Below are 24,501 nucleotides of genomic sequence, written 5' to 3'. Positions count from 1 at the left end.
TAAGAACGGTTTACTCGTTGGAGGGGGTGACCCGTAAGACTTCTTCCAGGGTGGTCAGCCCCGCCGCAACCTTGTGGGCGCCCGACAATCGCAGGCTGTGCATGCCGTCCTTGAGCGCCTGGCGGCGCAATGCCTGCAGGTCAGTTTCGGCGCAGACCAGGTTCCTGGCAGCGTCATTCATCAGCATGATCTCGTAAACCCCGATGCGTCCGCGATAGCCACTGTCCCGGCATTCTGCACAGCCATTGGCCCGGTAGACGCTGGCGGGGGGCGGCGTGCAGGACTGGGTGGCGCTGCGCCAATCGTCCTGGTTCAGTGCCTCCGGGCTTTTACAGTGCGGGCACAACCGCCGCACCAGACGCTGGGCCATGACCCCAATTAATGTGGCCTTGATCAAGTAGTGGGGGATGCCCAGTTCCAGCAGGCGACTGATCGCGCTGGGGGCATCGTTGGTATGTAGGGTCGAGAGCACCAGGTGGCCGGTCAAGGCCGCCTGAATCGCCATTTCAGCGGTTTCCAGGTCGCGGATCTCGCCGATCATGATGATGTCCGGGTCCTGGCGCATCAGCGCGCGGATGCCGCTGGCGAAGGTCAGGTCGATATTGTGCTGGACCTGCATCTGGTTGAAGGCCGGTTCCACCATCTCGATTGGATCTTCCACCGTGCACAGGTTGACCGTGCGGGTCGCCAGCTGTCGCAGGGTGCTGTAGAGGGTGCTGGTCTTGCCTGACCCGGTGGGGCCGGTGACCAGGATGATGCCGTTGGCCTGACCGGTCATTTGCCGCCAGCGCAGCAAGTCATCGGCCGAAAGCCCCAGTTGCTGGAAGTCCTGGAGCAGCACCTGTGGATCAAAAATCCGCATCACCAGCTTCTCGCCGAAGGCCGTGGGCAGGGTCGAAAGGCGCAGTTCCACTTCGATCCCCGCGGGCGTCTTGGTCTTGATCCGGCCATCCTGGGGTTTGCGCTTTTCGGCGACATTCATCCGCCCAAGGCTTTTCAGGCGGCTGACCACGGCGGTGGTGACCTGGGACGGAAACTGATAGGCATCGTGCAGCAGTCCATCGATACGCAAACGCACGCGGCCCTGGTCGGCGCCCGGTTCGATGTGGATATCGCTGGCGCGCTGGCCAAAGGCAAATTGCAGCAGCCAGTCGACAATATTGACGATGTGCGCGTCGTTGGCGTCTGGTTCCTGCTCACCGGCACCGAGCCTGAGCAGTTGCTCGGCAGCGGTCGCCATGGGGTTGGTCTGGTCGGCCCCGTTGACCGACCTGGCCAGGCGGAAGAACTCCTGGGTGCAACTGCGGATCGCCTCGGGGTTGGCTACCACGCGCTTGATCGGGCGCTTCAACACATGGGCCAGGCCTGTTTCCCACTCACGCAGGTACGGTTCGGCACTGGCTACCGTCACGCTGTCGCGGTCAACGGCGACGGCAAGGATATGGTGGCGTTGGGCGAAGGCGTGGGACATCAGCGGCACCACGCTCGCGACATCGATTTTCAGCGGGTCGATGCGTAGGTAGGGCTGCCCCACCTGACGGGCGAGCCACTCCGTCAGCCGTTCCAGGCACAGCAATAGGCCGGGCCTGGCGGGATCAGGCAGTGACTGGCCGGCGAGAAACTCCAGCGGATGCAAGCCATTGGCCGATGTGCGCCGCAAGCGCTCGGCCAGGGCGGTGTCGAGCAAACCGTGGGTGGTAAGGGCGGGCAGCAGATCGTCGAGGCAAAGCCTGCGATCCTGGTGTTCTGGCACAGCGGACATGGCGGTTTCCTGGGCGGTTTGAAGCAGCAGCGCCAAGGCTAGTCCGATCCTGGTCGCTGTCGCCCAGCGGGTTATTGCCGGTTTTTACTGAGCCACCGCCTGCACGGTTTGTAGCCTTGTGGATTCAACGGGTTGTAGTTCCAGCGAGCACACGCTGATCAGGTTACGAAGTTTTTCGCCGATCACCTGGGCGCGGTGCCAGCTCAGGCCATCCATCACTACGTCGATGTTCAGCAGGTCATCGTCGCGCATCACGGTCACCTGCTGCGGCACCAAAAACTGCAAGGCGAAGAAATTGAGGATCCGGCACAGCACATCGGGCTCGGCTTCGGCGAGGATCTGGTAGCGCGCCTGGCAATGGCTGTTGCTGACGGCCCAGGCATCGACGCGGGTGGTGGGGCTGGATGGAATTGAATGCATGGCCGTTCTCCAAATTTGACTGGAGAAATTTTTACATGGGGTGTGGGGTATTTCTTATCTATGTTGGAGTGATATGCCGTATATATGAATAAGGTAATTCGCAGAAACTAGATTAATAGGTATTTTTATGCACAGTGAGTTGGACGTCTACGACCGCCGGATCCTGGCACTGCTCCAGGAAGACGCGTCGCTCTCCAGCGCGCAGATTGCCGAACAGGTCGGCCTGTCGCAGTCGCCCTGCTGGCGGCGGATTCAGCGGCTCAAGGAGGAGGGGGTGATTCGCGCCCAGGTAACGCTGCTCGACCGCAAGAAAATCGGCCTTAATACGCAGATCTTTGCCGAGGTCAAACTCAACGCCCACGGGCGCTCCAACTTCACGGAATTCACCGAGGCGATCCGCGGGTTCCCGCAAGTGCTGGAGTGTTATGTGCTGATGGGGTCGGTGGATTTTCTACTGCGCATTGTCACCTCGGATATCGAGGCATATGAGCGTTTCTTCTTCGAGAAACTGTCGATGGTGCCGGGGATTCAGGAGGTCAATTCGATTGTGGCGCTGTCGGAGATCAAGTCCACCACCAGCCTGCCAGTGTTGCGGTGATAGAGCGGGCTGCTCCCATATTCAAACCGGTCTTCTCTGGAGAACTCGGTCAAATGTGGGAGCGGGCTTGCCCGCGATAGCAATCTTACATGCGCAACAAAGTCTTCCAGGCACGGTTCTGATACACCGCAATCACCTGATGCATCCGCGCATCCAGCGACTCATCGGTGATCGGCTGGTTGGCCAGGGCCGCCAACTTGTTCAACTCGCCGTACAAACGATCCAGCTCCGGGATCTCCAGCAGGTGGCGGGCGTGATGCAGCCAGGCCTGCAGACGCTCGATGCGCGGCAGTTGCTCGGCCAGGTCTTCGGGCTGTTGCTGGTAGCGCGGCAGGCGCAGGGCGACGGCTTCGTCGGCCAGCAGGCGCGGCAGCCAGTTGGCGACCTGGGCGGCACCCTGGCGGTTGCCACGCACATTGCGGTCCAGGGTCCAGGAGCGGGCCAGCAGCCAGCGCGAAGTGTTCAGTGAGAACAGGCCCCAGCGCACGTCGGTCAATTCTTCGAGGAACTGTTCCGGCGCGGCCTTGCGCACGTCTTCATCGTCTTCACCGGCCTGGACCAGCGGGCGCCAGTCTTCCAAAAGGGCGTCGAGGGCGCTGCGCAGTTCGCTGGTGGATTGGCGCGGCGCGGCCTGGCCAAGGCTGCCGATCAGGGCGCGCATTTCGGCGAGGTTGTCTACCCAGTCCTGCAACAGGCGCCAGTGACCGTTGAAACGGTACTGCTCGGCCAGGCGCTGGCTGCTGCCCAGCAAATGCCAGGTCAGCGCGGCGAAGGCGTCGTCCAGGGGCATTTGTGGTTGCAGTTGCGGGGCCGGCAGGCTCAGGGAGTAGCTGTTGGCGTCGAACAGGCGATAGCCGCGCTCGGCCTTGCTGATATCACACGGCATCAGCGCCAGGGTTTGCGCCAGTTCGGCTGCCAGTTCCAGGAGGGCGGCGGGCTCGCCTTCGCGCAGTTCCAGTTCCAGCTCGCAGATTTCTTCCTTCTGCTTGCCGACAATCACCTGGCCCAGGTCCAGGGCGGCTTCGATCACCACCTTGGCCTTGCCACGGCCCCAGGCGATCTCGGCACGTTCGCGTACGAAGTCGGTGGTGAAGATCGGCTTGAGGGTCTTTTTGTCCAACTCGGCCAGTTGCTCGGGCCAGCATTCGCCGTCGAGTTTCTTCACATCGAGCTTGGCCTTGGCCAGTTTCCAGTCGTATTCATTGCGCTCCGACAAGCCGGCAACGCTGTGGCCACGGGTCTTGAGGGTCTGGATCACTTCGTCGCCATCCTTGCGCAGGCGCAGGGCAACCTTGGCCTGGGCCAGGTCGCGCTCGGGGGTGTCGAAGTACTGGTTCATCAACTCACGGCGTTCCCAGCCACTTTTGTTGCGTTTTTTCAGGAGCGGGTGCTCACGCAGCGCGGCGAGGGTCTCGCGGCTGACGCGGAGCTTGATTTCGGTTTCTTTTTGCATGGCCGGAACATCCAGGATCGGGAGTGCAGCCGGGAGAATAGGTGGCTGCCAAGGCCGTGCAGTGTACAGGACTGAGCCGGGCAACGTGCCGTAACGGGTTTATTGTGCAGCGCGGATGGTTCTATGATGGGTTTCATCTGTGGAAGTTGAGAGACAGCGCATGCCTTTACCGTCCATGAAAGAACAATTTGCCGCACTGATTGCCGCGCCCTCTGTCAGTTGTACCCAAGCGTCTCTCGACCAGACCAACCGCCCGGTGATCGATTTGCTCGCCACCTGGCTCGGCGATTTGGGTTTTGCCTGCGATATCCAGCAGGTCAGCCCCGGCAAGTTCAACCTGTTGGCCAGCTTCGGCAGCGGCCCCGGTGGCCTGGTGCTGGCGGGGCATAGCGATACTGTGCCGTACGATGAAGCGCTGTGGCAGACCGATCCTTTGAAGTTGACGGAAGTGGACGGGCGCTGGGTAGGATTGGGTAGCTGCGACATGAAGGGTTTTTTCGCGCTGGCCATCGAAGCCGTCTTGCCGCTGCTCGACCAACCGTTCAAGCAGCCGCTGCTGATCCTCGCCACCTGCGATGAAGAAAGCTCCATGGCCGGCGCCCGCGCCCTGGCTGCGGCCGGTCGCCCGCTGGGGCGTGCCGCGGTGATTGGCGAGCCCACGGGCCTCAAGCCGATCCGCCTGCACAAAGGCGTGATGATGGAGCGCATCGATATTCTCGGACGCAGTGGCCATTCGTCGGACCCAAGCCTGGGCCACAGCGCCCTCGAAGCCATGCATGACGCCATGGGCGAGCTGCGCGGCCTGCGCCTGGCCTGGCAGCGGGAGTACCGCAACCCCCAGTTCAGCGTGCCCCAGCCGACCTTGAATTTTGGCTGCATCCACGGCGGCGATAACCCCAACCGCATTTGCGGCCAGTGCTCCCTGGAGTTCGACCTGCGGCCCTTGCCCGGCATGGATCCCCAGGTGTTGCGCGACGCCATCCGCCAGAAGCTGACGCCCATCGCCGAGCGCCATCAGGTGCAGATCGACTACGCGCCACTGTTCCCCGAAGTGCCGCCCTTCGAGCAGCCGGAAGATGCGGAGCTGGTGCGGGTCGCGGAACGTTTGACCGGTCATCGTGCCGAAGCAGTAGCGTTCGGCACTGAAGCGCCTTATCTTCAGCGCCTTGGTTGTGAAACCCTGGTGCTCGGCCCTGGGGATATCGCCTGCGCCCACCAGCCGGGCGAGTACCTTGAAATGTCACGCTTGACGCCTACAGTGCGTCTATTGCGGGAATTGATTGAACACTACTGCCTCAAACCTGCATAAATTAACTCCATTGCACACCGTACATAGAAGGAGAGCGAGCGTGTCGCCAAGCCTGTTCCGACGATAACCATCAGCCCGCTGTGCGTTTAGCGATTCATCCTTTTTTGGCTGCTTTTTATTACAGGCCCAGGTTTTATGCCCGAATACGTCAATTGGCTTCGTCACGCTTCGCCCTACATCAATGCCCACCGTGACTGCACCTTTGTGGTCATGCTGCCGGGCGACGGTGTGGATCACCCCAACTTCGGCAATATCGTCCACGACCTGGTGCTGCTGCACAGCCTCGGCGTGCGCCTGGTGCTGGTGCATGGTTCGCGCCCGCAAATCGAAACCCGCCTTGCCGCTCGCGGCCTGACCCCGCATTACCACGACGGCATGCGCATCACCGATGCGGCAACCCTTGAGTGCGTGATCGACGCGGTCGGCCACCTGCGCATTGCCATTGAAGCGCGGCTGTCCATGGACATGGCGTCTTCGCCGATGCAGGGCTCGCGCTTGCGGGTGGCCAGTGGCAACCTGGTGACCGCGCGGCCGATCGGTGTGCTGGACGGCATCGACTACCACCACACTGGCGAAGTGCGCCGGGTCGACCGCAAGGGCATCAATCGCCTGTTGGACGAGCGCTCCATCGTCGTGCTGTCGCCGTTGGGCTATTCGCCGACCGGGGAGATTTTCAACCTCGCTTGTGAAGACGTCGCCACCCGCGCCGCCATCGACCTGGGCGCCGACAAGCTGCTGCTGTTCGGCGCAGACCTGGGCCTGATCGACGAAAATGGCCGGCTGGTGCGCGAACTGCGCCCGCAACAAGTGCCGGCGCACCTGCAACGCCTGGGCAACAATTACCAGGCCGAACTGCTGGATGCGGCGGCCGAGGCCTGTCGTGGGGGCGTGGGGCGCAGCCATATCGTCAGTTATGTCGAGGACGGTGCGCTGTTGACCGAACTTTTCACCCGCGACGGCGGCGGTACCCTGGTGGCTCAGGAGCAGTTCGAGCTGGTGCGTGAGGCGGCGATTGAAGACGTCGGCGGCTTGCTGGACTTGATCAGCCCGCTGGAAGAGCAGGGGATCCTGGTGCGCCGCTCGCGGGAAGTGCTGGAGCGGGAAATCGAGCAGTTCAGCGTGGTGGAACGCGAAGGCATGATCATCGCCTGCGCCGCGCTATACCCGATTGCCGACTCGGATGCTGGCGAACTGGCGTGCCTGGCGGTCAATCCGGAGTATCGCCATGGCGGCCGTGGCGATGAGCTATTGGAGCGCATCGAAACCCGCGCCCGCACCCAAGGCTTGAAGACCTTGTTCGTGCTGACGACCCGCACCGCCCACTGGTTCCGCGAGCGCGGATTCGTGCCGAGCAGTGTCGATCGCCTGCCATCGGCGCGGGCTTCGCTGTACAACTTCCAGCGTAATTCGAAGATCTTCGAAAAGACCTTATAAGCGCCACCCATCCAATGTAGGAGCGGGCTTGCCCGCGATGGCGGTGTATCAGTCGACATCTTTGTTAACTGGCCCACCGCCATCGCCACCGCCATCGCCGGCAAGCCGGCTCCTACAGGGGGAGGGTTTATTCTTTGATGAATTTTCCGGTGACGTAGGCCGAATAATCCGGTAACACGGTCTCTACTTTCCCTTGTTCCTTAAGAAATTTCGCCGTCTCCCCAATGGCCTTGGCTGTCCCACCATTGAGCAAGGCGTCGGTTCGCTGCGCCTGTGCATCGGGGAAGGTGCTGCCTTCCAGCAGTTCGGGGATGTCTGCGGCGTTTGCGCCGGTCAACCGGGCGATCTTCTGCACGGGTACTGAATCCGCCGTCCACTCGGATTTGTGCGCTGCGTACTCGGCAAACGAATCCAGGGTGACCTTGGCAAACTTGGCCACGACCTCCGGATGTTTCTCGGCAAAGTCCTTGCGCGCCACCCACACCTCGAACGTCGGCGCGCCCCATTGGCCCACCTCGGCGGCGTCGGTCAACGTCTTGCCGGTCTTGCGGATTTCCCCCAGGGCGGGCGACCAGACAAAGGCACCATCGATATCCCCGCGTTTCCAGGCTGCGGCAATTTCGCCTGGTTGCAGGTTCACCACTTTCACCTGGGTGGTGTCCAGGCCCCAGTGTTTCAAGGCCCCGAGCAGGCTGTAGTGAGATGTGGAGACAAAAGGTGTGGCAATGGTTTTGCCGATCAGGTCCTTGGGTGCGTCAATTTGGCTGCCGTTACGCACTACCAAAGCTTCAGAACTATTGATCTGAGCCGATACGATGAAGGCTACGATGGGTAGATTGCGGGATGCGGCGGCGGCCAACGGGCTGGAGCCGAGGTTGCCGATCTGCACATCGCCGGAGGCAATCGCGGTGACCACTTCTGGGCCGCTGTTGAAGCGGCGCCAGTCGATTTTCTCGCCGATGGCCTGCTCATAAACACCGTCGGCCTGGGGCACTTTGCTCGGATCGATGCCGGTCTGATAACCGATGGTTAGGTTGGCGGCCTGCACCCCAAAAGAAAGTGTAAGCGATAGTAAAACTGTAACAAATTGACTAGAGGATGCGCGTTTGGCCATGATGGCGTCGCCTTTTTGATCGTGAGTGACGTGTGCGAGATTCTGCTCACACTAAACGATCTAAAAAATGGCCAATAAATACCCTTTAGGAATTAGCTTATGGAGCGATACCCCGCTGCGGGATTGTCGCGCCATGGAAAGTGTTATTCCTGAATAGTATGAAAAAGGATGAAATAATTCTTTTTGGGTGTATGAAAAACTCATTACCCTGCAGGGACCAAATCAACTGCGATTAGACGAAGGTAGTAGACACACAAGGTTACGATTGACTTGTCAGTCACGATCTGGCGCTAATCGCGCATCTGTGGATCGAGGGCGTCAGACCCGAGACCAAAGAACTACAAAAATTAGAAACGAGAGGAGCGGTACATGAAGAAGTCCACATTGGCGTTCGCCGTCGCAGCTGGGGTTTTGGCCCAGCAAGCTGGCGCCGCTGGTTTTGTTGAAGACAGCAAGGCAAGCGTTACTGCACGTAATTTCTACATCAATACCGACAACCGTGATGGCACGGCCAAGCCTTCCAAGCAGGAAGAGTGGGGCCAGGGCTTCATTTTCAACTTTGCTTCGGGCTACACCCAAGGCACCGTTGGTTTTGGTGTTGATGCAATCGGCCTGTACGGCGTCAAGCTGGACTCCGGTAAAGGCACTGCCTACAACGGCAACAACTCCAAGGGCGGCACCGTGTTCCCTAGCGACCACGACGGTCGTGCGGTAGACGACTTCGCCAGCCTGGGCCTGACCGGTAAGGTCAAGATCTCCAAGACCGAACTGAAGCTGGGTACCTTGCTGCCGAAACTGCCGGTAGTGACGTCCAACGACGGTCGTATGCTGCCGCAGACCTTTGAAGGCGGTCAGATCACCTCCAACGACATCGACAACCTGACTCTGGTTGGCGGTAAGCTGGAACACGCCAAAGGCCGTAACTCCACCAACAACGACTCGCTGACCATCGCTGGCTCCAACGGTGCAACCCGCACCGCTACCGCCAACGCCCGCAGCAACGAGTTCTACTTTGCTGGTGGTGACTACAAGATCACCAAGGACCTGACTGCCCAGTACTACTACGGCAACCTGTCTGACTTCTATAAGCAGCACTTCCTGGGCCTGACCCACAACTGGGCGCTGCCAGTCGGTAGCATCAAGTCCGACCTGCGTTACTTCAACAGCGACTCCGACGGCAAGAACTCGAGCCAGGAAGGTCGTATTGCCGGCTACCGTGCTTCGGGCTACCAGAATGGCGGCGAAGTCGACAACCGCACCTGGAGCGCCAAGTTCACGTACAGCCTGCAAGGCCACGCCATCAGCGCCGGCTACCAGCGTGTCAATGGCACCAGCGACTTCCCGTTCCTCAACCAGGGTGATGGCGCTTCGGCTTACATCATCACCGACATGCAGATCGGCAAGTTCCAACGCGCCGGCGAGCGTACCTGGTTGGCCCAGTACGCCTATGACTTCGCAACCATCGGCTTGCCAGGCCTGACCACTTCTGTGGTCTACCTCAAGGGCGACAACATTGCCGCCGTGAATGGTGACAAAAGCGAGTGGGAACGTGACTTCAACCTCGGCTACGTAATCCCTGAAGGCACCTTCAAGGGCCTGGGCCTGGCCTGGAAAAACGCCTCGCTGCGTTCCCAGGTTACTACCCAGCGTGACCAGGACGAAAACCGTCTGATCGTCAGCTACACCCTGCCGATCCTGTAAGACCAGCAGTAAAACCTTGCCCGGCGCAATGCCGGGCAAGGTGCTGTTGCTTTCAAGTCGGGCTCAACCCCCGCAAGCCCTTCCTGAACCCCTCTTTCTACAGCGTCTCAAGGCCTTCTCGAACCTTGGGTGCATGTTGGCCTGCACCTTGGTTGCGGTCCAGTGAACAGATTTTAATATTCCTTTATCGTCTAAATAAATCGATATTTATTCTTTTTAAAATATCATCGGCACAGGCACAGTGGGTTCCATAAGCACTCATCAGGAGCCACACCATGAGCCTCAGACTGGGCGATATCGCCCCCGACTTTGAACAGGATTCCAGCGCCGGCAAGATTCGCTTCCACGAGTGGCTGGGCGATAGCTGGGGCGTGTTGTTTTCCCACCCGGCTGACTTCACCCCGGTGTGCACCACCGAGCTGGGTTTCACCGCCAAGCTCAAGGATGAGTTCGCCAAGCGCGGGGTCAAGGCCATTGCCCTGTCGGTAGACCCGGTGGACTCCCACCACAAGTGGATCGAAGACATCAACGAAACCCAGAACACCATCGTCAACTTCCCGATCCTGGCCGATGCCGACCGCAAGGTCTCGGACCTGTACGACCTGATCCACCCCAATGCCAACGATACCCTTACCGTGCGTTCGCTGTTCGTGATCGACCCGAACAAAAAGATTCGCCTGACCATCACCTACCCGGCCAGCACCGGGCGCAACTTCCACGAAATCCTGCGGGTCATCGACTCGTTGCAGCTGACCGACAACTACAAAGTCGCCACCCCGGCCAACTGGCAGGACGGTGACGAAGTGGTGATCGTGCCTTCGCTCAAGGATGAGGAAGAGATCAAGAAGCGCTTTCCCAAGGGCTATCGGGCGGTGAAGCCGTATCTGCGGCTGACCCCACAGCCCAACCGCTAACCCGAATCCAATGTGGGAGCGGGCTTGCTCGCGAATGCGGTGGTTCAGCAAGAAATGTGCTGACTGATACGCCGCAATCGCGAGCAAGCCCGCTCCCACAAGTTAATCGCATTTCAGTACTCACATAGCAGGGGTTTTCAGGCCGTTTCGACGGCCTTTTTTTTCGCCTGGCGAATGATCTTTCTTATATGCAATTTAAGAATAAACAAATGAAAAAATAAGATTTATAGATATATAAATCTGCTGATAAGGTCTGTCCCATCTTGGCGCCATCGCCGCACCGCGAACCGCCGACACTTGCTCAAGGAAACTCCAGATGCTGGTCGTAACACTTGGTGGCAGTCCCAGTCAGCGTTCCCGCTCCGGGGTCTTGCTGGATCATTCCCGGCGCTGGTTGCAGCAGCAAGGCGTGGAAGTGGTGAGTTATCAGGTACGGGACTTCCCGGCCGAAGATTTGTTGTATGCCCGCTTCGACAGCCCGAAGGTCCTCGACCTGCTGGCCCAGGTGGCCAATGCCGATGGTTTGCTGATTGCCACGCCGGTGTACAAGGCTTCGTTTTCCGGTGCATTGAAAACCGTCCTCGACCTGCTGCCGGAACGCGCCCTGGCCCACAAAGTGGTGTTGCCCATGGCCACCGGCGGCAGCATTGCCCACATGCTGGCGGTGGACTACGCCCTGAAACCCGTGCTGTCGGCGCTGAAAGCCCAGGAGCTGCTGCACGGGATTTTCGCCGAAGACAGCCAGATCGCCTACGGCGAAGGCAGTGCCCAGGCGCAGTTGGTGCCGATCCTTGAACAACGCTTGAGCGAAGCCCTGGAGCAGTTCTACAGCGCCATGGCCCGCCGCCCGCAACCGCTGGACCCCCATGTGTTGAATGAACGTTTGTTGAGCGCTCGCTGGAGCATTTAAGCCGAACCCTAATGTAAGAAACCCTCACCTTACTCAGCCGCCAACGGCCAAGCAGGTGCAGCCACAACCCTCATCGTCAATTTGGAGAGCGCCATGCGCACTGTCATCTTGCGTCGGGGCCTGGTCGCACTGTTTGCTGCGGCTGTGTCCTTCGGCGCCATTGTTCAAGCCCAAGCCGCAGAAACCCTGCGGATCGGTTATCAGAAGTACGGCACCCTGGTGCTGCTCAAGGCCAAGGGCTCCCTGGAAAAACGCCTGGCGGACCAGGGTGTGAACGTGCAGTGGACCGAATTTCCCGGCGGCCCGCAGTTGCTTGAAGGGCTGAATGTCGGCTCCATCGACTTTGGCGTCACCGGCGAGACCCCTCCAGTGTTCGCCCAGGCCGCAGGCGCCGACCTGCTCTACGTCGCCTACGAACCGCCAGCGCCGACCAGCGAAGCCATCCTGGTACCCAAGGACTCGCCGATCAAATCGGTGGCCGAGCTCAAGGGCAAGAAAGTCGTGCTCAACAAAGGCTCCAACGTGCATTACCTGCTGGTGCGCGCCCTGGAAGACGCGGGCCTGAAATACACCGACGTACAGACCGTGTTCCTGCCGCCCGCCGACGCCCGTGCCGCCTTCGAGCGTGGCAGTGTCGATGCGTGGGTCATCTGGGACCCGTACCAGGCGGCTGCCGAGAAGCAACTGCAAGCCCGCACCCTGCGTGACGCCACCGGCATTGCCGATAACCACCAGTTCTACCTGGCCACCAAGCCTTACACCGAAAAACACCCGGACGTGATCAAGGCGTTGGTGGAAGAAGTGCGCGCCGTGGGCGAATGGTCCAAGGCCAACCCCCAGCAAGTCACCGAACAAGTCGCACCATTGCTCGGCCTGCCGGCTGACATCACCCTGACCTCGGTGAAACGCCAAGGCTACGGCGCGCTGTTCCTGACCCCGGAAGTGGTCGCCGCCCAGCAGAAAATCGCCGACACCTTCTACCAGCTCAAATTGATTCCCAAGCCCTTGAGCATCAAGGACGTGATCTGGACGCCACCTGCGACCGTTGCCAAAGCGCCGTAATCCGACTTCTTCAGGAGACAACTCCATGAGCCTCAATATTTTCTGGTTCCTGCCTACCCACGGCGACGGCCATTACCTTGGCACCGCCGAAGGCGCTCGCGCCGTGGATCACGGTTATTTGCAGCAGGTCGCCCAGGCCGCTGATCGCCTGGGCTTTGGCGGGGTGCTGATCCCTACCGGGCGCTCCTGCGAGGACTCGTGGCTGGTGGCCGCCTCGCTGATCCCGGTGACCCAGCGTCTGAAGTTCCTGGTTGCGCTGCGCCCCGGGATCATTTCCCCGACGGTGGCGGCGCGCCAGGCAGCGACCCTGGACCGGCTGTCCGGTGGCCGCGCACTGTTCAACCTGGTGACCGGTGGCGATCCAGAAGAGCTGGCCGGTGACGGCCTGTTCCTCAGCCATGAAGAGCGCTACCAGGCCTCGGTGGAGTTCACCCGCATCTGGCGGCGCGTGCTGGAAGGCGAAACCGTGGACTACGACGGCCAGCACATCAGCGTCAAAGGCGCCAAGCTGCTGTACCCCCCGATCCAGCAACCTCGGCCGCCGTTGTATTTCGGCGGTTCTTCCGAAGCGGCCCAGGACCTGGCAGCCGAACAAGTGGAAATGGTCCTGACCTGGGGCGAACCACCTTCGGCGGTGGCGGAAAAAATCGAGCAGGTGCGGGCCAAAGCGGCGAAGCTCGGGCGCACCGTGCGCTTCGGTATTCGCTTGCATGTGATCGTGCGTGAAACCAATGACGAGGCGTGGAAAGCCGCCGACAAACTGATCTCCCATCTGGACGACGACACCATCGCGCGCGCCCAGGCGTCGCTGTCGCGCTTTGATTCGGTGGGCCAGCAACGCATGGCCGCCCTGCATGGCGGCAGCCGCGACAACCTCGAAGTCAGCCCTAACCTGTGGGCCGGCGTCGGCCTGGTACGCGGTGGTGCCGGCACGGCACTGGTGGGTGACGGGCCGACCGTGGCGGCGCGGGTCAAGGAGTACGCGGACCTGGGCATCGACACCTTTATCTTCTCCGGTTATCCACACTTGGAAGAGTCGTACCGGGTCGCGGAATTATTGTTCCCGCACCTGGATATCGAACGTCCCGAGCTGCCGAAAAGCGCCGGTTACGTCAGCCCGTTTGGCGAGATGGTGGCCAACGACATTCTTCCCAAAGCCGCGTCGCAGAGCTGAGGCGCCGTCATGAATAGTCAACGGATTCTGCATCGGCTGGCGCCGTGGGCGCTGCCGGTCCTGTTGCTGGCGGTGTGGCAGTTGTCGGTGTCGGCGGGCTGGTTGTCGACGCGTATTCTGCCGGCCCCCAGCGCAGTGATTGCGGCTGGGGTACATCTGGTCAGCAGCGGTGAAATCTGGACCCACCTGGCCATCAGTGGCTGGCGCGCGGGCCTGGGTTTTGTGATCGGCGGCGGCATCGGCCTGGCCCTGGGCTTTATCACCGGCCTGTCGAAATGGGGCGAACGCCTGCTGGACAGCTCGGTGCAGATGATTCGCAACGTGCCGCACCTGGCGTTGATCCCGCTGGTGATCCTGTGGTTTGGCATCGATGAGACGGCGAAGATTTTCCTGGTGGCCCTTGGCACGCTGTTCCCGATCTACCTCAACACCTATCACGGCATCCGCAACGTCGACCCGGCGCTGGTGGAGATGGCTCGCAGTTACGGTTTGTCGGGTTTGAGCCTGTTTCGCCAGGTGATCCTGCCCGGCGCCTTGCCCTCGATCCTGGTGGGGGTGCGCTTTGCCCTGGGCTTTATGTGGCTGACGCTGATCGTTGCGGAAACCATTTCGGCCAGTTCCGGCATTGGCTACCTGGCTATGAATGCCCGCGAGTTCCTGCAAACCGACGTTGTAGTGCTGGCGATCGTGCTGTACGCGGTGCTCGGCAAGCTGGCGGACCTGGCGGCGCGGGGCCTGGAGCGGGTCTGGCTGCGCTGGCATCCGGCCTATCAAGTACATAAAGGAGGTGCGGCATGACCGCTCAACAACCTCCACGCCTGCTGCGGGGTATCCCGTTGGCGGTGCGCAAGCTACGCAAGGCCTTTGGCGCGCGGGAAGTCCTGCGCGAGATCGATCTGCACATCCCGGCGGGCCAGTTCGTCGCCGTGGTCGGGCGCAGTGGCTGCGGCAAAAGTACCTTGCTGCGCTTGCTGGCCGGCCTTGATAGCGCCACCAGTGGCGAGTTGCTTGCAGGCTCCGCACCGTTGAGCGAAGCGCTCGAAGACACGCGGCTGATGTTTCAGGAAGCGCGCCTGCTGCCCTGGAAAAAGATCATCGATAACGTCGGCCTGGGCCTTAAAGGCAACTGGCGGCCCCAGGCCCTTGAAGCGCTGGAAGCGGTCGGCCTGGCCGAGCGTGCCGATGAGTGGCCGGCAGCGTTGTCTGGTGGCCAGAAACAACGGGTGGCCCTGGCCCGCGCCCTGATTCACCAGCCGCGCCTGTTGCTGCTGGACGAACCTTTGGGGGCGCTGGATGCCCTGACCCGCATCGAGATGCAGCAACTGATCGAAAACCTGTGGCGCAAGCATGGTTTTACCGTGTTGCTGGTGACCCATGACGTCAGCGAAGCCGTGGCCATTGCCGACCGCGTGATCCTGATCGAGGACGGCGAAATCGGCCTCGACCTGCATGTGGAACTGCCACGCCCGCGGGTCCGCGGCTCCCATCGCCTGGCGGCCCTGGAAACCGAAGTGCTCAACCGTGTGCTGTCACTGCCCGGCACGCCGCCTGAGCCGGAACCTGTTTCACCGTTGCCTACGCAATTGCGTTGGGCGCAATAACTCACTTGTCCCTTAAGGAATAACACCATGACTATCAAAGCGATCAACGTGCGTAACCAGTTCAAAGGCACCATCAAGGAAATCGTCGAAGGCGACGTACTGTCGGAAATCGACGTGCAGACGGCGTCCGGCATCGTCACGTCAGTGATCACCACCCGCTCGGTCAAAGAGCTGGAGCTGGTGATTGGCAGTGAAGTGATTGCGTTTGTGAAGTCCACCGAGGTGTCGATCGCCAAGCTGTGATCGGCTTCAGGCCGCTATCGCAGGCAAGCCTGCTGCCACATTCGAACATGGGAATGCGGTCGAATGTGGGAGCGGGCTTGCTCGCGAAGAGGCCGGCCCAGTCACCGTAAAACTTATCGCTTAGGCAAAAACACCGGCAAATAAAGCCCCACATACGCATCGAATACCCGCATCCCTTCCTCCGCCATGCGCGGGGTGATCTGCCCATGCTGATGCACCGAGCGCGCATACACGCGGTCGCTCAGTTCCAGTGCCAGGGCAAACACGTCCACATCCGCCGGCAGCGTCGGCACCTCAAAGTGGCGGTTGAACACTTGCAGCATCAAGTCCCCCAACTCCAGGTCGTGCTGGCGGTCGGCCTGGGTTACTTCGGTGAGGCCGTGCTGGGCGAGGATCAATTGGCGGGCGGCGGCGTCCTTGCTGTAGATCGCCAGCATGCGCAGCTCGACCAGGCGCGACAGGTCGCGCCAAGTGTGCAGTTGGTCGTGGTCGATGGGTGCTTGCAGCGCTGCGCGGAAGGCGGCGTGCACGTCTGCCGTCAGGGCTTCGAGCAAGGCCGGTACGCTGGCGAAAAAGTGATACACCGAGGACGGCGGAATCTGCGCCCGTTCGGCCACGCTGTAGATCGACAGGCTGGCCACACCTTCGGCGGCCAGCAAGGTGCGGGCGGCGTCGAGGATCGCGTCGATCCGGGCCTGGCTGCGGGCGCGGGGTTTGCGAGGGGCGGCGGGGCGGGTCATGGATGTCTCCTACAGGGCAGCGGGCATTGTATGAGCAGGAAGGTGTGTTGTCTGCCAAACCGCTATCGCTGTAGGCGCGGGCTTGCCAGCGATCCGCCGCAGGCGGCCATAAAAAAACGCCACAGGCCATAAGCCTGCAGCGTTCATTTATTGCAGCCACCGCTTACACGGTATGCAGATACCAGTTGTATTCAAGGTCGGAGATGGAGTGTTCGAACTCCTCCAGCTCACTTTCCTTACAGGCGACGAAGATATCGATGTATTTCGGATCGATGTACTTGGCCATCACCTCGCTGTCGTCCAACTCGCGCAGGGCGTCGCGCAGGTTGTTCGGCAGGCTTTGCTCGTTCTGCTCGTAACTGTTGCCTTCCACCGGTGCGCCAGGCTCGATCTTGTTGGTCAGGCCGTGGTGTACGCCTGCCAGGACCGAAGCCATCAGCAGGTAAGGGTTGGCATCGGCGCCGGCCACACGGTGTTCGATACGTACGGCGTCGGACGAGCCGGTCGGTACGCGAATCGCCACGGTGCGGTTGTCCAGGCCCCAGCACGGCGAGTTCGGCACGTAGAACTGTGCGCCGAAACGACGGTAGGAGTTGACGTTGGGGCACAGGAAAGCCATTTGTGCAGGCAGGGTCTCCAGCACACCGCCGATCGCGTGACGCAATGCGGCGTTCTGCTCGGGATCCTCGCTGGCAAAGATGTTCTTGCCGTCTTTGTCCAGGATCGAAATATGCACGTGCAACCCATTGCCGGCCTGGCCTGGGTAAGGCTTGGCCATGAAGGTGGTATCCATCTCATGGTCGTAGGCAATGTTCTTGATCAAACGCTTGAGCAGTACCGCGTAGTCGCATGCCTTGATCGGATCGGCGACGTGGTGCAGGTTCACTTCGAACTGCGCCGGGGCACTTTCCTTGACGATGGCGTCAGCTGGGATGCCTTGCTCTTTGGCACCTTCCAGAATGTCCTGGAGGCAGTCGACGTATTCGTCGAGGTCGTCGATCAGGTAGACCTGTGTCGAGTGCGGGCGTTTGCCGGAAATCGGCGAGCGGGGAGGTTGTGGCCGGCCGTTCACGTTCTCCTGGTCGATCAGGTAGAACTCAAGCTCGAAGGCGGCGCAGATGGTCAGGCCCATATCGTCAAACTTGGTTACAACTTGGCGGAGCACTTCGCGCGGATCGGCGAAGAAAGGTTCACCTTCAAGTTCGTGCATGGTCATCAGCAGTTGCGCGGTAGGGCGCTTTTGCCAGGGTTCATTGCACAGGGTGTCGGGGATTGGATAACAGATTCGGTCAGCATCACCGATGTCCAGACCCAGGCCGGTGCTTTCCACCGTCGAGCCATTGATATCCAGGGCAAATAAAGAGGCCGGCAAGTTGATGCCTTTCTCGTAAACCTTGTGGAGGCTGGTGCGTTCGATGCGCTTACCGCGCACCACACCATTCATATCCGCAATTAGAAGGTCTACGTACAGAACCTCAGGATGATCCTTAAGGAACGCGTTCGCTTCGTTAAGCTGAACGGCACGCGGGGGTACCGACATGATGCAACACCTTTGTTGTTAAAAATATCAATCATTGATCTTTTCTGGTTTCAGTCAACCCGAACGGCTTGCCGAAGTCAAGCGAGGCCTTTTTTGCCCTAAAAAAGCGCCCAGGGGGCTTTTTTGCGGCTTTTTTGGGCAGTTTTGCCAGTTTGACCGGCTTGGGACTAGCAGGCTTGAGCGGGCCGTGTTGTATTTTTTACGGGGGTGTTGTGTAAAAAAATGAACAAGGCTAAGCTCGATTCAAACCCATAACAGCAATAATACCGGGGTGCTTCATGTCTGGCCTGCCGTTAATCGGCGTCACCGCCTGCTCCAAACAGGTTGGTCTGCATGCTTATCACATCAGTGGCGACAAATACGTCCGCGCCGTGGCAGTCGCTGCCAAGGGCCTGCCATTGATTATTCCGTCCTTGGCGGAGCTGTTCGAACCGGCCAATATTCTTGACGGTCTGGATGGCATTCTCTTTACCGGCTCACCTTCCAATATCGAACCCTTCCATTACGACGGTCCGGCCAGTGCGCCCGGGACTGCCCATGATCCTGCACGGGACCAGAGCACCCTGCCGCTGATTCGCGCCGCGATTGCCGCAGGGGTGCCGGTGCTGGGGATTTGCCGGGGCTTCCAGGAAATGAACGTGGCCCTGGGCGGCAGCCTGCACCAGAAGGTTCATGAGTTGCCGGGTATGCTCGATCACCGCGAAGACGATACCCAGCCGCTGGAAGTCCAGTACGGCCCGGCGCACGCCGTGGCGATTGCCCCGGGCGGGGTGTTGGCGGGCCTGGGCTTGCCGGACACGATCCAGGTCAACTCGATCCACAGCCAGGGCGTCGACCGCCTGGCGCCGGGCCTGCAGGTCGAGGCGACCGCGCCGGACGGCCTGGTCGAGGCTTTTTCGCTCAAACAGGGCAAGGCTTTTGCAGACGCTTTTGCATTAGGAGTGCAATGGCACCCTGAATGGCAGGTAAGCTCCAACCCGTACTACCTCGCGATCTTCCAGGCATTTGGCGATGCCTGCCGAACGCGGGCGAAACAAAGAGACGCGCACGCGTCAAACAACGCCTGACCTTTAATGGATGTCAGGAAACCCAGCCCAGAGGCATTTATGAGTAACAACCTCGACCAGCTCACCGATTGGTTGAAAGACCACAAGATCACAGAAGTCGAATGCATGATTGGCGACCTCACGGGGATCACCCGGGGCAAGATCTCGCCGACCAACAAGTTCATTGCCGAAAAAGGCATGCGCCTGCCCGAGAGCGTTCTGTTGCAGACCGTGACCGGCGACTATGTCGAAGACGACATCTATTACGAATTGCTCGACCCGGCCGACATCGACATGATCTGCCGCCCGGACCAAAACGCTGTGTTCCTGGTGCCCTGGGCCATCGAGCCCACCGCCCAGGTGATCCACGACACCTACGACAAGCAAGGCAACCCCATCGAGCTGTCGCCGCGCAACGTGCTCAAGAAAGTCCTCAAGCTCTATGCCGACAAAGGCTGGCAGCCCATCGTGGCGCCGGAGATGGAGTTCTACCTGACCAAGCGCTGCGAAGACCCGGACTTCCCGCTGCAACCGCCGATTGGCCGCTCTGGCCGTCCGGAAACCGGTCGCCAGTCCTTCTCTATAGAAGCGGCCAACGAATTCGACCCACTGTTCGAAGATGTCTACGACTGGTGCGAGCTGCAGGAGCTGGACCTCGACACCCTGATCCACGAGGACGGCACGGCGCAGATGGAAATCAATTTCCGTCACGGCGATGCCCTGTCCCTGGCCGACCAGATCCTGGTGTTCAAGCGCACCATGCGTGAAGCCGCGCTCAAGCACGACGTGGCCGCCACCTTCATGGCCAAGCCGATGACCGGCGAGCCCGGCAGTGCCATGCACCTGCACCAGAGCATCATTGATATCGCCACCGGCAAGAACGTGTTCTCCAATGAGGACGGCTCCAAGAGCGAGCTGTTCCTGCACCACATCGGTGGCCTGCAGAAGTTCATCCCCGAGCTGTTGCCGCTGTTTGCGCCTAACGTCAACTCGTTCCGCCGCTTCCTGCCCGACACCTCGGCGCCGGTGAACGTGGAGTGGGGCGAAGAGAACCGCACCGTGGGCCTGCGCGTGCCGGATGCCGGCCCGCAGAACCGCCGCGTGGAAAACCGCCTGCCGGGCGCCGATGCCAACCCGTACCTGGCCATCGCCGCCAGCCTGCTGTGCGGCTATATCGGCATGGTCGAAGGCATCAGCCCGAGCGCCCCGGTGGTCGGTCGTGGTTACGAGCGACGCAACCTGCGCCTGCCGTTGACTATCGAAGATGCGCTGGAGCGCATGGAAAACAGCAAGACCATCGAGAAATACCTGGGTCAAAAATTCATCACTGGCTACGTCGCGGTCAAGCGGGCCGAGCATGAAAACTTCAAGCGCGTGATCAGTTCGTGGGAGCGGGAATTCCTGCTCTTCGCCGTCTGATGCGCCGGGTGCGGCCAGGATGGGTCGCACCTTCACCTACTTTTTGGAGATTGGTATGTCCAGCAACAACCCGCAAACCCGTGAATGGCAAGCCCTGAGCAACGATCATCACCTGGCGCCGTTCAGCGACTTCAAGCAGTTGAAAGAGAAAGGCCCGCGCATTATCACCAACGCCAAGGGCGTTTATCTGTGGGACAGCGAAGGCAACAAGATCCTCGACGGCATGGCCGGCCTGTGGTGCGTGGCCATCGGTTATGGCCGCGATGAGCTGGCTGACGCCGCCGCCAAGCAGATGAAACAACTGCCTTACTACAACCTGTTCTTCCAGACCGCCCACCCGCCAGTGCTGGAACTGGCCAAGGCGATCGCCGATATCGCCCCGGCCGGCATGAACCACGTGTTCTTCACCGGCTCCGGCTCCGAAGGCAACGACACCATGTTGCGCATGGTCCGCCACTATTGGGCGATCAAGGGCCAGCCGAACAAGAAAACCATCATCAGCCGCAAGAATGGCTACCACGGTTCCACCGTGGCCGGCGCCAGCCTGGGCGGCATGACTTATATGCACGAGCAGGGCGACTTGCCGATCCCGGGCATCGTGCACATCGCCCAGCCGTACTGGTTTGGCGAAGGCGGCGACATGAGTCCTGAAGAGTTCGGGGTGTGGGCCGCCAATCAACTGGAAGAGAAGATTCTGGAAGTCGGCGTGGACAACGTCGGTGCCTTTATCGCCGAGCCGATCCAGGGCGCCGGCGGTGTGATCGTGCCGCCAGAGACCTACTGGCCGCGCATCAAGGAAATCCTCGCCAAGTACGACATCCTGTTTGTCGCCGACGAAGTGATCTGTGGCTTTGGCCGCACCGGTGAGTGGTTCGGTAGCGATTTCTATGGTCTCAAGCCGGACATGATGACCATCGCCAAGGGCCTGACCTCGGGCTACATCCCCATGGGCGGCCTGATCGTGCGCGACGAAGTGGTGGCAGTGCTCAACGAAGGCGGCGATTTCAACCACGGCTTCACCTATTCCGGGCACCCGGTGGCTGCTGCGGTGGCCCTGGAAAACATCCGCATCATGCGCGATGAAAAAATTGTCAGCCGCGTCCATGACGAAACGGCACCGTATTTGCAAAAGCGTCTACGCGAGCTCGCGGATCATCCGCTGGTGGGCGAAGTACGTGGTGTCGGCATGTTGGGTGCGATCGAGCTGGTACAGGACAAGGCCACGCGCAAGCGTTATGAAGGCAAGGGCGTGGGCATGATCTGCCGCACCTTCTGTTTCGAAAATGGCCTGATCATGCGCGCCGTGGGCGACACAATGATCATTTCGCCGCCGCTGGTGATCAGCAAGGCCGAGATTGACGAGCTGGTCACCAAGGCTCGCCAGTGCCTGGACCTGACTTTGGCGGCATTGCAGGGCTAAGTGCTAGGCTCAGAATGCAGCGGCTAGCGGCTGTTGCATTCGGGCAATGATAAATGCGGGGCTTTGGTTGAAAGCCGGCCCCTGAACTTGCCAGACTGTCGCCCTGTTTTGTTGCCCTTCGACGGGCCATGAAACGTAGAAAAATGTGGCCCAAAAAAGAAAAATTGGAGCATGACCGAATGAAGGCATTAGGTTTGAAGAACGCTGGCAAGACCCTCCTGGCCTTGTCCCTGATGGGCGTGATGGCGGGCGCGGCCCAGGCAGACAGTAAAGTACTGCATGTCTACAACTGGTCCGACTATATTGCACCGGACACCATCGCCAACTTCGAGAAAGAGTCTGGCATCAAAGTGGTGTACGACGTTTTCGACAGCAACGAAACCCTCGAGGCCAAGCTGCTGGCGGGCAAGTCCGGCTACGATGTGGTTGTGCCGTCGAACAACTTCCTGGCCAAGCAGATCAAGGCCGGTGTGTACCAGGAGCTGGACAAGTCCAAGCTGCCTAACTGGAAGAACCTCGATACCGACCTGCTCAAGGCCGTCGGTGACGCCAGCGACAAAGGCAACCTGCACGCATTCCCGTACATGTGGGGCACCATCGGCATCGGCTACAACCCCGACAAGGTCAAGGCTGCGCTGGGCGTGGACAAGATCGACTCGTGGGATGTGCTGTTCAAGCCCGAGAACATCGAAAAACTCAAAAGCTGTGGCGTGAGCTTCCTCGATTCGCCAACCGAAATGATCCCGGTGGCCCTGCACTACCTGGGCTACCCGACCGACAGCCAGGACAAGAAGCAACTGGCTGAAGCCGAGGCACTGTTCCTCAAGATCCGTCCTTCGATAGGCTACTTCCATTCCTCCAAGTACATCTCGGACCTGGCCAACGGCAACATCTGCGTGGCCGTGGGTTACTCGGGCGACCTGGAACAATCCAAGTCCCGCGCGGCTGAAGCCGGTGGCAAGGTCAAGGTTTCCTACGCCATTCCCAAGGAAGGCGCAGGCAGCTTCTACGACATGGTCGCCATCCCTAAAGATGCCGAGAACCTGGACGCCGCCTACCAGTTCATGAACTACCTGCTCAAGCCTGAAGTCATGGCTGCCATCACCAACAGCGTACGTTTCCCGAACGGTAACAAGGCCGCTACGCCGCTGGTGAACAAGGATATTTCGGGTGACCCGAGCATCTATCCCTCGGATGCAGTGAAAGCCAAGCTGTATGCAATCAGCGACCTGCCGGCCGCTACCCAGCGCCTGCTGACACGCAGCTGGACCAAGATCAAGTCGGGTAAATAAGCCTTGATAAGTGTGGGAGAGGGTTTGGGTGGGAGCGGGCTTGCTCGCGAAAGCGGCGTGTCAGTAGAGACATATGCAGGCTGACACGCCGCCTTCGCGAGCAAGCCCGCTCCCACACAAGCCCGCTCTCACAAATTAAATGACAGAAAGTTTTGCCGGATCGGTTTATCGAGGGTAAGTTGCGCGCCGGTTTTGTTGTCGGGCAACAACTTTGGGCCCAACTATTTAAGAGGACCTCCACTTGCCAATTTCTTTATTTCGCAAAGCCTTGCTGGTAGGGGCGGGTCTCACGTTGGCAGTCAGCGTGCAGGCGGCTTCGACTGTGCATGTTTATAACTGGTCGGACTACATCGGCCCCGACACCCTGGCCAACTTTGAAAAGGCCACCGGCATCAAGCCGGTCTATGACGTGTTCGATTCCAACGAAACCCTGGAAGGCAAGTTGCTGGCCGGGCGCACCGGGTATGACGTGGTGGTGCCGTCCAACCACTTCCTGGGCAAGCAGATCAAGGCGGGCGCGTTCCAGAAAATCGACAAGGCGCAGTTGAGCAACTACGCCAACCTCGACCCGGCGCTGCTCAAGCGCCTGGAAAAGAACGACCCGGGTAACCAATACGCGGTGCCTTACCTGTGGGGCACCAACGGCATTGGCTACAACGTCGACAAAGTGAAGGAAGTGCTGGGTGTCGACAAGATCGACTCCTGGGCCGTGCTGTTCGAGCCGGAAAACATGAAGAAGCTGGCCAGTTGCGGCGTGTCCTTCATGGACTCGGCCGATGAAATGCTACCGGCGGTGCTCAACTACATGGGCCTGGACCCTAATAGCACCAACCCGGCCGACTATAAAAAGGCCGAGGAAAAACTCCTGAAAGTACGTCCCTACGTGACCTACTTCCACTCATCCAAATACATCTCGGACCTGGCCAACGGCAATATCTGCGTGGCTGCCGGCTTCTCCGGCGATGTGTTCCAGGCCAAGGCCCGGGCGGCCGAGGCAGGCAAGGGCGTGAACATCGCCTACGCGATTCCGAAAGAAGGCGGCAACCTGTGGTTTGACGTGCTGGCGATCCCCAAGGACGCGACCAACGTCAAGGAAGCCCACGCCTTCATCAACTATTTACTGCAACCTGAAGTGATCGCTCAGGTCAGTGATTACGTCGGCTACGCCAACCCTAACCCAGGGGCGGACACGCTGATGGAGCAATCGATACGCACCGACGAAGCGGTTTATCCACCGCAGGCGGTTCTCGACCGGACGTTTGTCAACTTCGAGCTACCCCCGAAAGTGCAACGCTTGATGACCCGTAGTTGGACCAAGGTCAAGACGGGCAAGTAAGGCTCACACTATC

22 protein-coding genes are annotated in these 24,501 nt (G+C 60.2%); 16 read left to right on the top strand and 6 right to left on the bottom strand.

From position 1 onward, the window contains the following. Positions 1-10: 10 nt before the first annotated feature. A complete protein-coding gene (gene tfpB / locus ACSSVH_RS25140) occupies positions 11-1,762 on the bottom strand; it encodes a type IV pilus assembly ATPase TfpB (protein WP_172313705.1) in 1,752 nt (583 codons plus the stop codon). Between the two features lie 84 nt (positions 1,763-1,846). Continuing rightward, complete coding sequence (locus ACSSVH_RS25135) at positions 1,847-2,182, bottom strand: ACT-like domain-containing protein (RefSeq protein WP_170057565.1); 336 nt, start codon at positions 2,180-2,182, stop codon at positions 1,847-1,849. Positions 2,183-2,309: 127 nt separating this feature from the next. On the opposite strand from ACSSVH_RS25135, the gene ACSSVH_RS25130 reads away from it, so the two are divergent. Beyond that, positions 2,310-2,780: an Lrp/AsnC family transcriptional regulator gene (locus ACSSVH_RS25130; protein WP_076963642.1), complete on the top strand. Its 471-nt coding sequence runs from the start codon at positions 2,310-2,312 to the stop codon at positions 2,778-2,780. Between the two features lie 85 nt (positions 2,781-2,865). Here the strand turns inward: ACSSVH_RS25130 and ACSSVH_RS25125 are convergent, their stop codons facing one another. Next, the gene (locus ACSSVH_RS25125) at positions 2,866-4,233 is read right to left on the bottom strand and encodes a CYTH domain-containing protein (RefSeq protein WP_492633859.1); all 1,368 of its coding nucleotides are present in this window, start codon (positions 4,231-4,233) and stop codon (positions 2,866-2,868) included. A gap of 160 nt (positions 4,234-4,393) precedes the next feature. On the opposite strand from ACSSVH_RS25125, the gene argE reads away from it, so the two are divergent. Continuing rightward, positions 4,394-5,542 (top strand): acetylornithine deacetylase, encoded by a 1,149-nt coding sequence (gene argE, locus ACSSVH_RS25120; RefSeq protein ID WP_169954995.1) that lies wholly within the window; start codon positions 4,394-4,396, stop codon positions 5,540-5,542. A gap of 135 nt (positions 5,543-5,677) precedes the next feature. After that, complete coding sequence (argA, locus tag ACSSVH_RS25115) at positions 5,678-6,976, top strand: amino-acid N-acetyltransferase (protein ID WP_032858930.1); 1,299 nt, start codon at positions 5,678-5,680, stop codon at positions 6,974-6,976. A 127-nt stretch (positions 6,977-7,103) separates the two neighbouring features. On the opposite strand, the gene tauA is transcribed toward argA, so the two are convergent. Beyond that, the gene (gene tauA / locus ACSSVH_RS25110; RefSeq protein WP_492633858.1) at positions 7,104-8,090 is read right to left on the bottom strand and encodes a taurine ABC transporter substrate-binding protein; all 987 of its coding nucleotides are present in this window, start codon (positions 8,088-8,090) and stop codon (positions 7,104-7,106) included. A 369-nt stretch (positions 8,091-8,459) separates the two neighbouring features. On the opposite strand from tauA, the gene ACSSVH_RS25105 reads away from it, so the two are divergent. From ACSSVH_RS25105 to ACSSVH_RS25070, 8 genes are all read left to right on the top strand, one after another. After that, positions 8,460-9,791 (top strand): OprD family porin, encoded by a 1,332-nt coding sequence (locus tag ACSSVH_RS25105; RefSeq protein ID WP_169954993.1) that lies wholly within the window; start codon positions 8,460-8,462, stop codon positions 9,789-9,791. A 275-nt stretch (positions 9,792-10,066) separates the two neighbouring features. Beyond that, positions 10,067-10,705 (top strand): peroxiredoxin, encoded by a 639-nt coding sequence (locus tag ACSSVH_RS25100; protein ID WP_169954992.1) that lies wholly within the window; start codon positions 10,067-10,069, stop codon positions 10,703-10,705. Positions 10,706-11,021: 316 nt separating this feature from the next. After that, entirely contained in the window at positions 11,022-11,615 is a 594-nt protein-coding gene (gene ssuE, locus ACSSVH_RS25095; RefSeq protein WP_038444301.1) for an NADPH-dependent FMN reductase, read from the top strand. A 93-nt stretch (positions 11,616-11,708) separates the two neighbouring features. Continuing rightward, positions 11,709-12,677: a sulfonate ABC transporter substrate-binding protein gene (locus tag ACSSVH_RS25090; RefSeq protein WP_170042121.1), complete on the top strand. Its 969-nt coding sequence runs from the start codon at positions 11,709-11,711 to the stop codon at positions 12,675-12,677. 25 nt (positions 12,678-12,702) lie between these two features. Further along, positions 12,703-13,851 carry an FMNH2-dependent alkanesulfonate monooxygenase gene (gene ssuD, locus ACSSVH_RS25085; protein ID WP_169954990.1) on the top strand — a complete coding sequence of 383 codons (1,149 nt, stop codon included), beginning with the start codon at positions 12,703-12,705 and terminating at the stop codon, positions 13,849-13,851. A gap of 9 nt (positions 13,852-13,860) precedes the next feature. Continuing rightward, complete coding sequence (ssuC, locus tag ACSSVH_RS25080; protein ID WP_169954989.1) at positions 13,861-14,649, top strand: aliphatic sulfonate ABC transporter permease SsuC; 789 nt, start codon at positions 13,861-13,863, stop codon at positions 14,647-14,649. Further along, positions 14,646-15,452: an aliphatic sulfonates ABC transporter ATP-binding protein gene (gene ssuB, locus ACSSVH_RS25075; RefSeq protein WP_169954988.1), complete on the top strand. Its 807-nt coding sequence runs from the start codon at positions 14,646-14,648 to the stop codon at positions 15,450-15,452. The genes ssuC and ssuB overlap by 4 nt, the downstream gene beginning before the upstream one ends. Before the next feature lie 27 nt (positions 15,453-15,479). Continuing rightward, positions 15,480-15,695 carry a TOBE domain-containing protein gene (locus ACSSVH_RS25070; RefSeq protein ID WP_003213899.1) on the top strand — a complete coding sequence of 72 codons (216 nt, stop codon included), beginning with the start codon at positions 15,480-15,482 and terminating at the stop codon, positions 15,693-15,695. Between the two features lie 113 nt (positions 15,696-15,808). Here ACSSVH_RS25070 and ACSSVH_RS25065 read toward each other — a convergent pair whose 3' ends face one another. Both ACSSVH_RS25065 and ACSSVH_RS25060 read right to left on the bottom strand, forming a co-directional pair. Beyond that, complete coding sequence (locus tag ACSSVH_RS25065; protein ID WP_169954987.1) at positions 15,809-16,435, bottom strand: TetR/AcrR family transcriptional regulator; 627 nt, start codon at positions 16,433-16,435, stop codon at positions 15,809-15,811. Positions 16,436-16,598: 163 nt separating this feature from the next. Further along, positions 16,599-17,975 carry a glutamine synthetase family protein gene (locus tag ACSSVH_RS25060; RefSeq protein WP_057440427.1) on the bottom strand — a complete coding sequence of 459 codons (1,377 nt, stop codon included), beginning with the start codon at positions 17,973-17,975 and terminating at the stop codon, positions 16,599-16,601. A gap of 278 nt (positions 17,976-18,253) precedes the next feature. Between ACSSVH_RS25060 and ACSSVH_RS25055 the strand changes: the two genes are divergently transcribed. The 5 genes from ACSSVH_RS25055 (at position 18,254) to ACSSVH_RS25035 (ending at position 24,488) form a co-directional block, all read left to right on the top strand. Then, complete coding sequence (locus ACSSVH_RS25055) at positions 18,254-19,042, top strand: gamma-glutamyl-gamma-aminobutyrate hydrolase family protein (RefSeq protein ID WP_169954986.1); 789 nt, start codon at positions 18,254-18,256, stop codon at positions 19,040-19,042. A 39-nt stretch (positions 19,043-19,081) separates the two neighbouring features. Beyond that, positions 19,082-20,440: a glutamine synthetase family protein gene (locus ACSSVH_RS25050; protein WP_169954985.1), complete on the top strand. Its 1,359-nt coding sequence runs from the start codon at positions 19,082-19,084 to the stop codon at positions 20,438-20,440. Between the two features lie 55 nt (positions 20,441-20,495). Next, positions 20,496-21,860 carry an aspartate aminotransferase family protein gene (locus tag ACSSVH_RS25045; protein WP_169954984.1) on the top strand — a complete coding sequence of 455 codons (1,365 nt, stop codon included), beginning with the start codon at positions 20,496-20,498 and terminating at the stop codon, positions 21,858-21,860. A gap of 194 nt (positions 21,861-22,054) precedes the next feature. Beyond that, the gene (locus tag ACSSVH_RS25040) at positions 22,055-23,152 is read left to right on the top strand and encodes a polyamine ABC transporter substrate-binding protein (protein ID WP_038448089.1); all 1,098 of its coding nucleotides are present in this window, start codon (positions 22,055-22,057) and stop codon (positions 23,150-23,152) included. A 241-nt stretch (positions 23,153-23,393) separates the two neighbouring features. Further along, complete coding sequence (locus ACSSVH_RS25035; protein WP_170042124.1) at positions 23,394-24,488, top strand: polyamine ABC transporter substrate-binding protein; 1,095 nt, start codon at positions 23,394-23,396, stop codon at positions 24,486-24,488. The last annotated feature ends 13 nt before the right edge of the window (positions 24,489-24,501 follow it).

Source organism: Pseudomonas sp. HC1(2025) (genome assembly GCF_058742075.1).
This window is presented reverse-complemented; position numbering and strand designations above follow the sequence as displayed.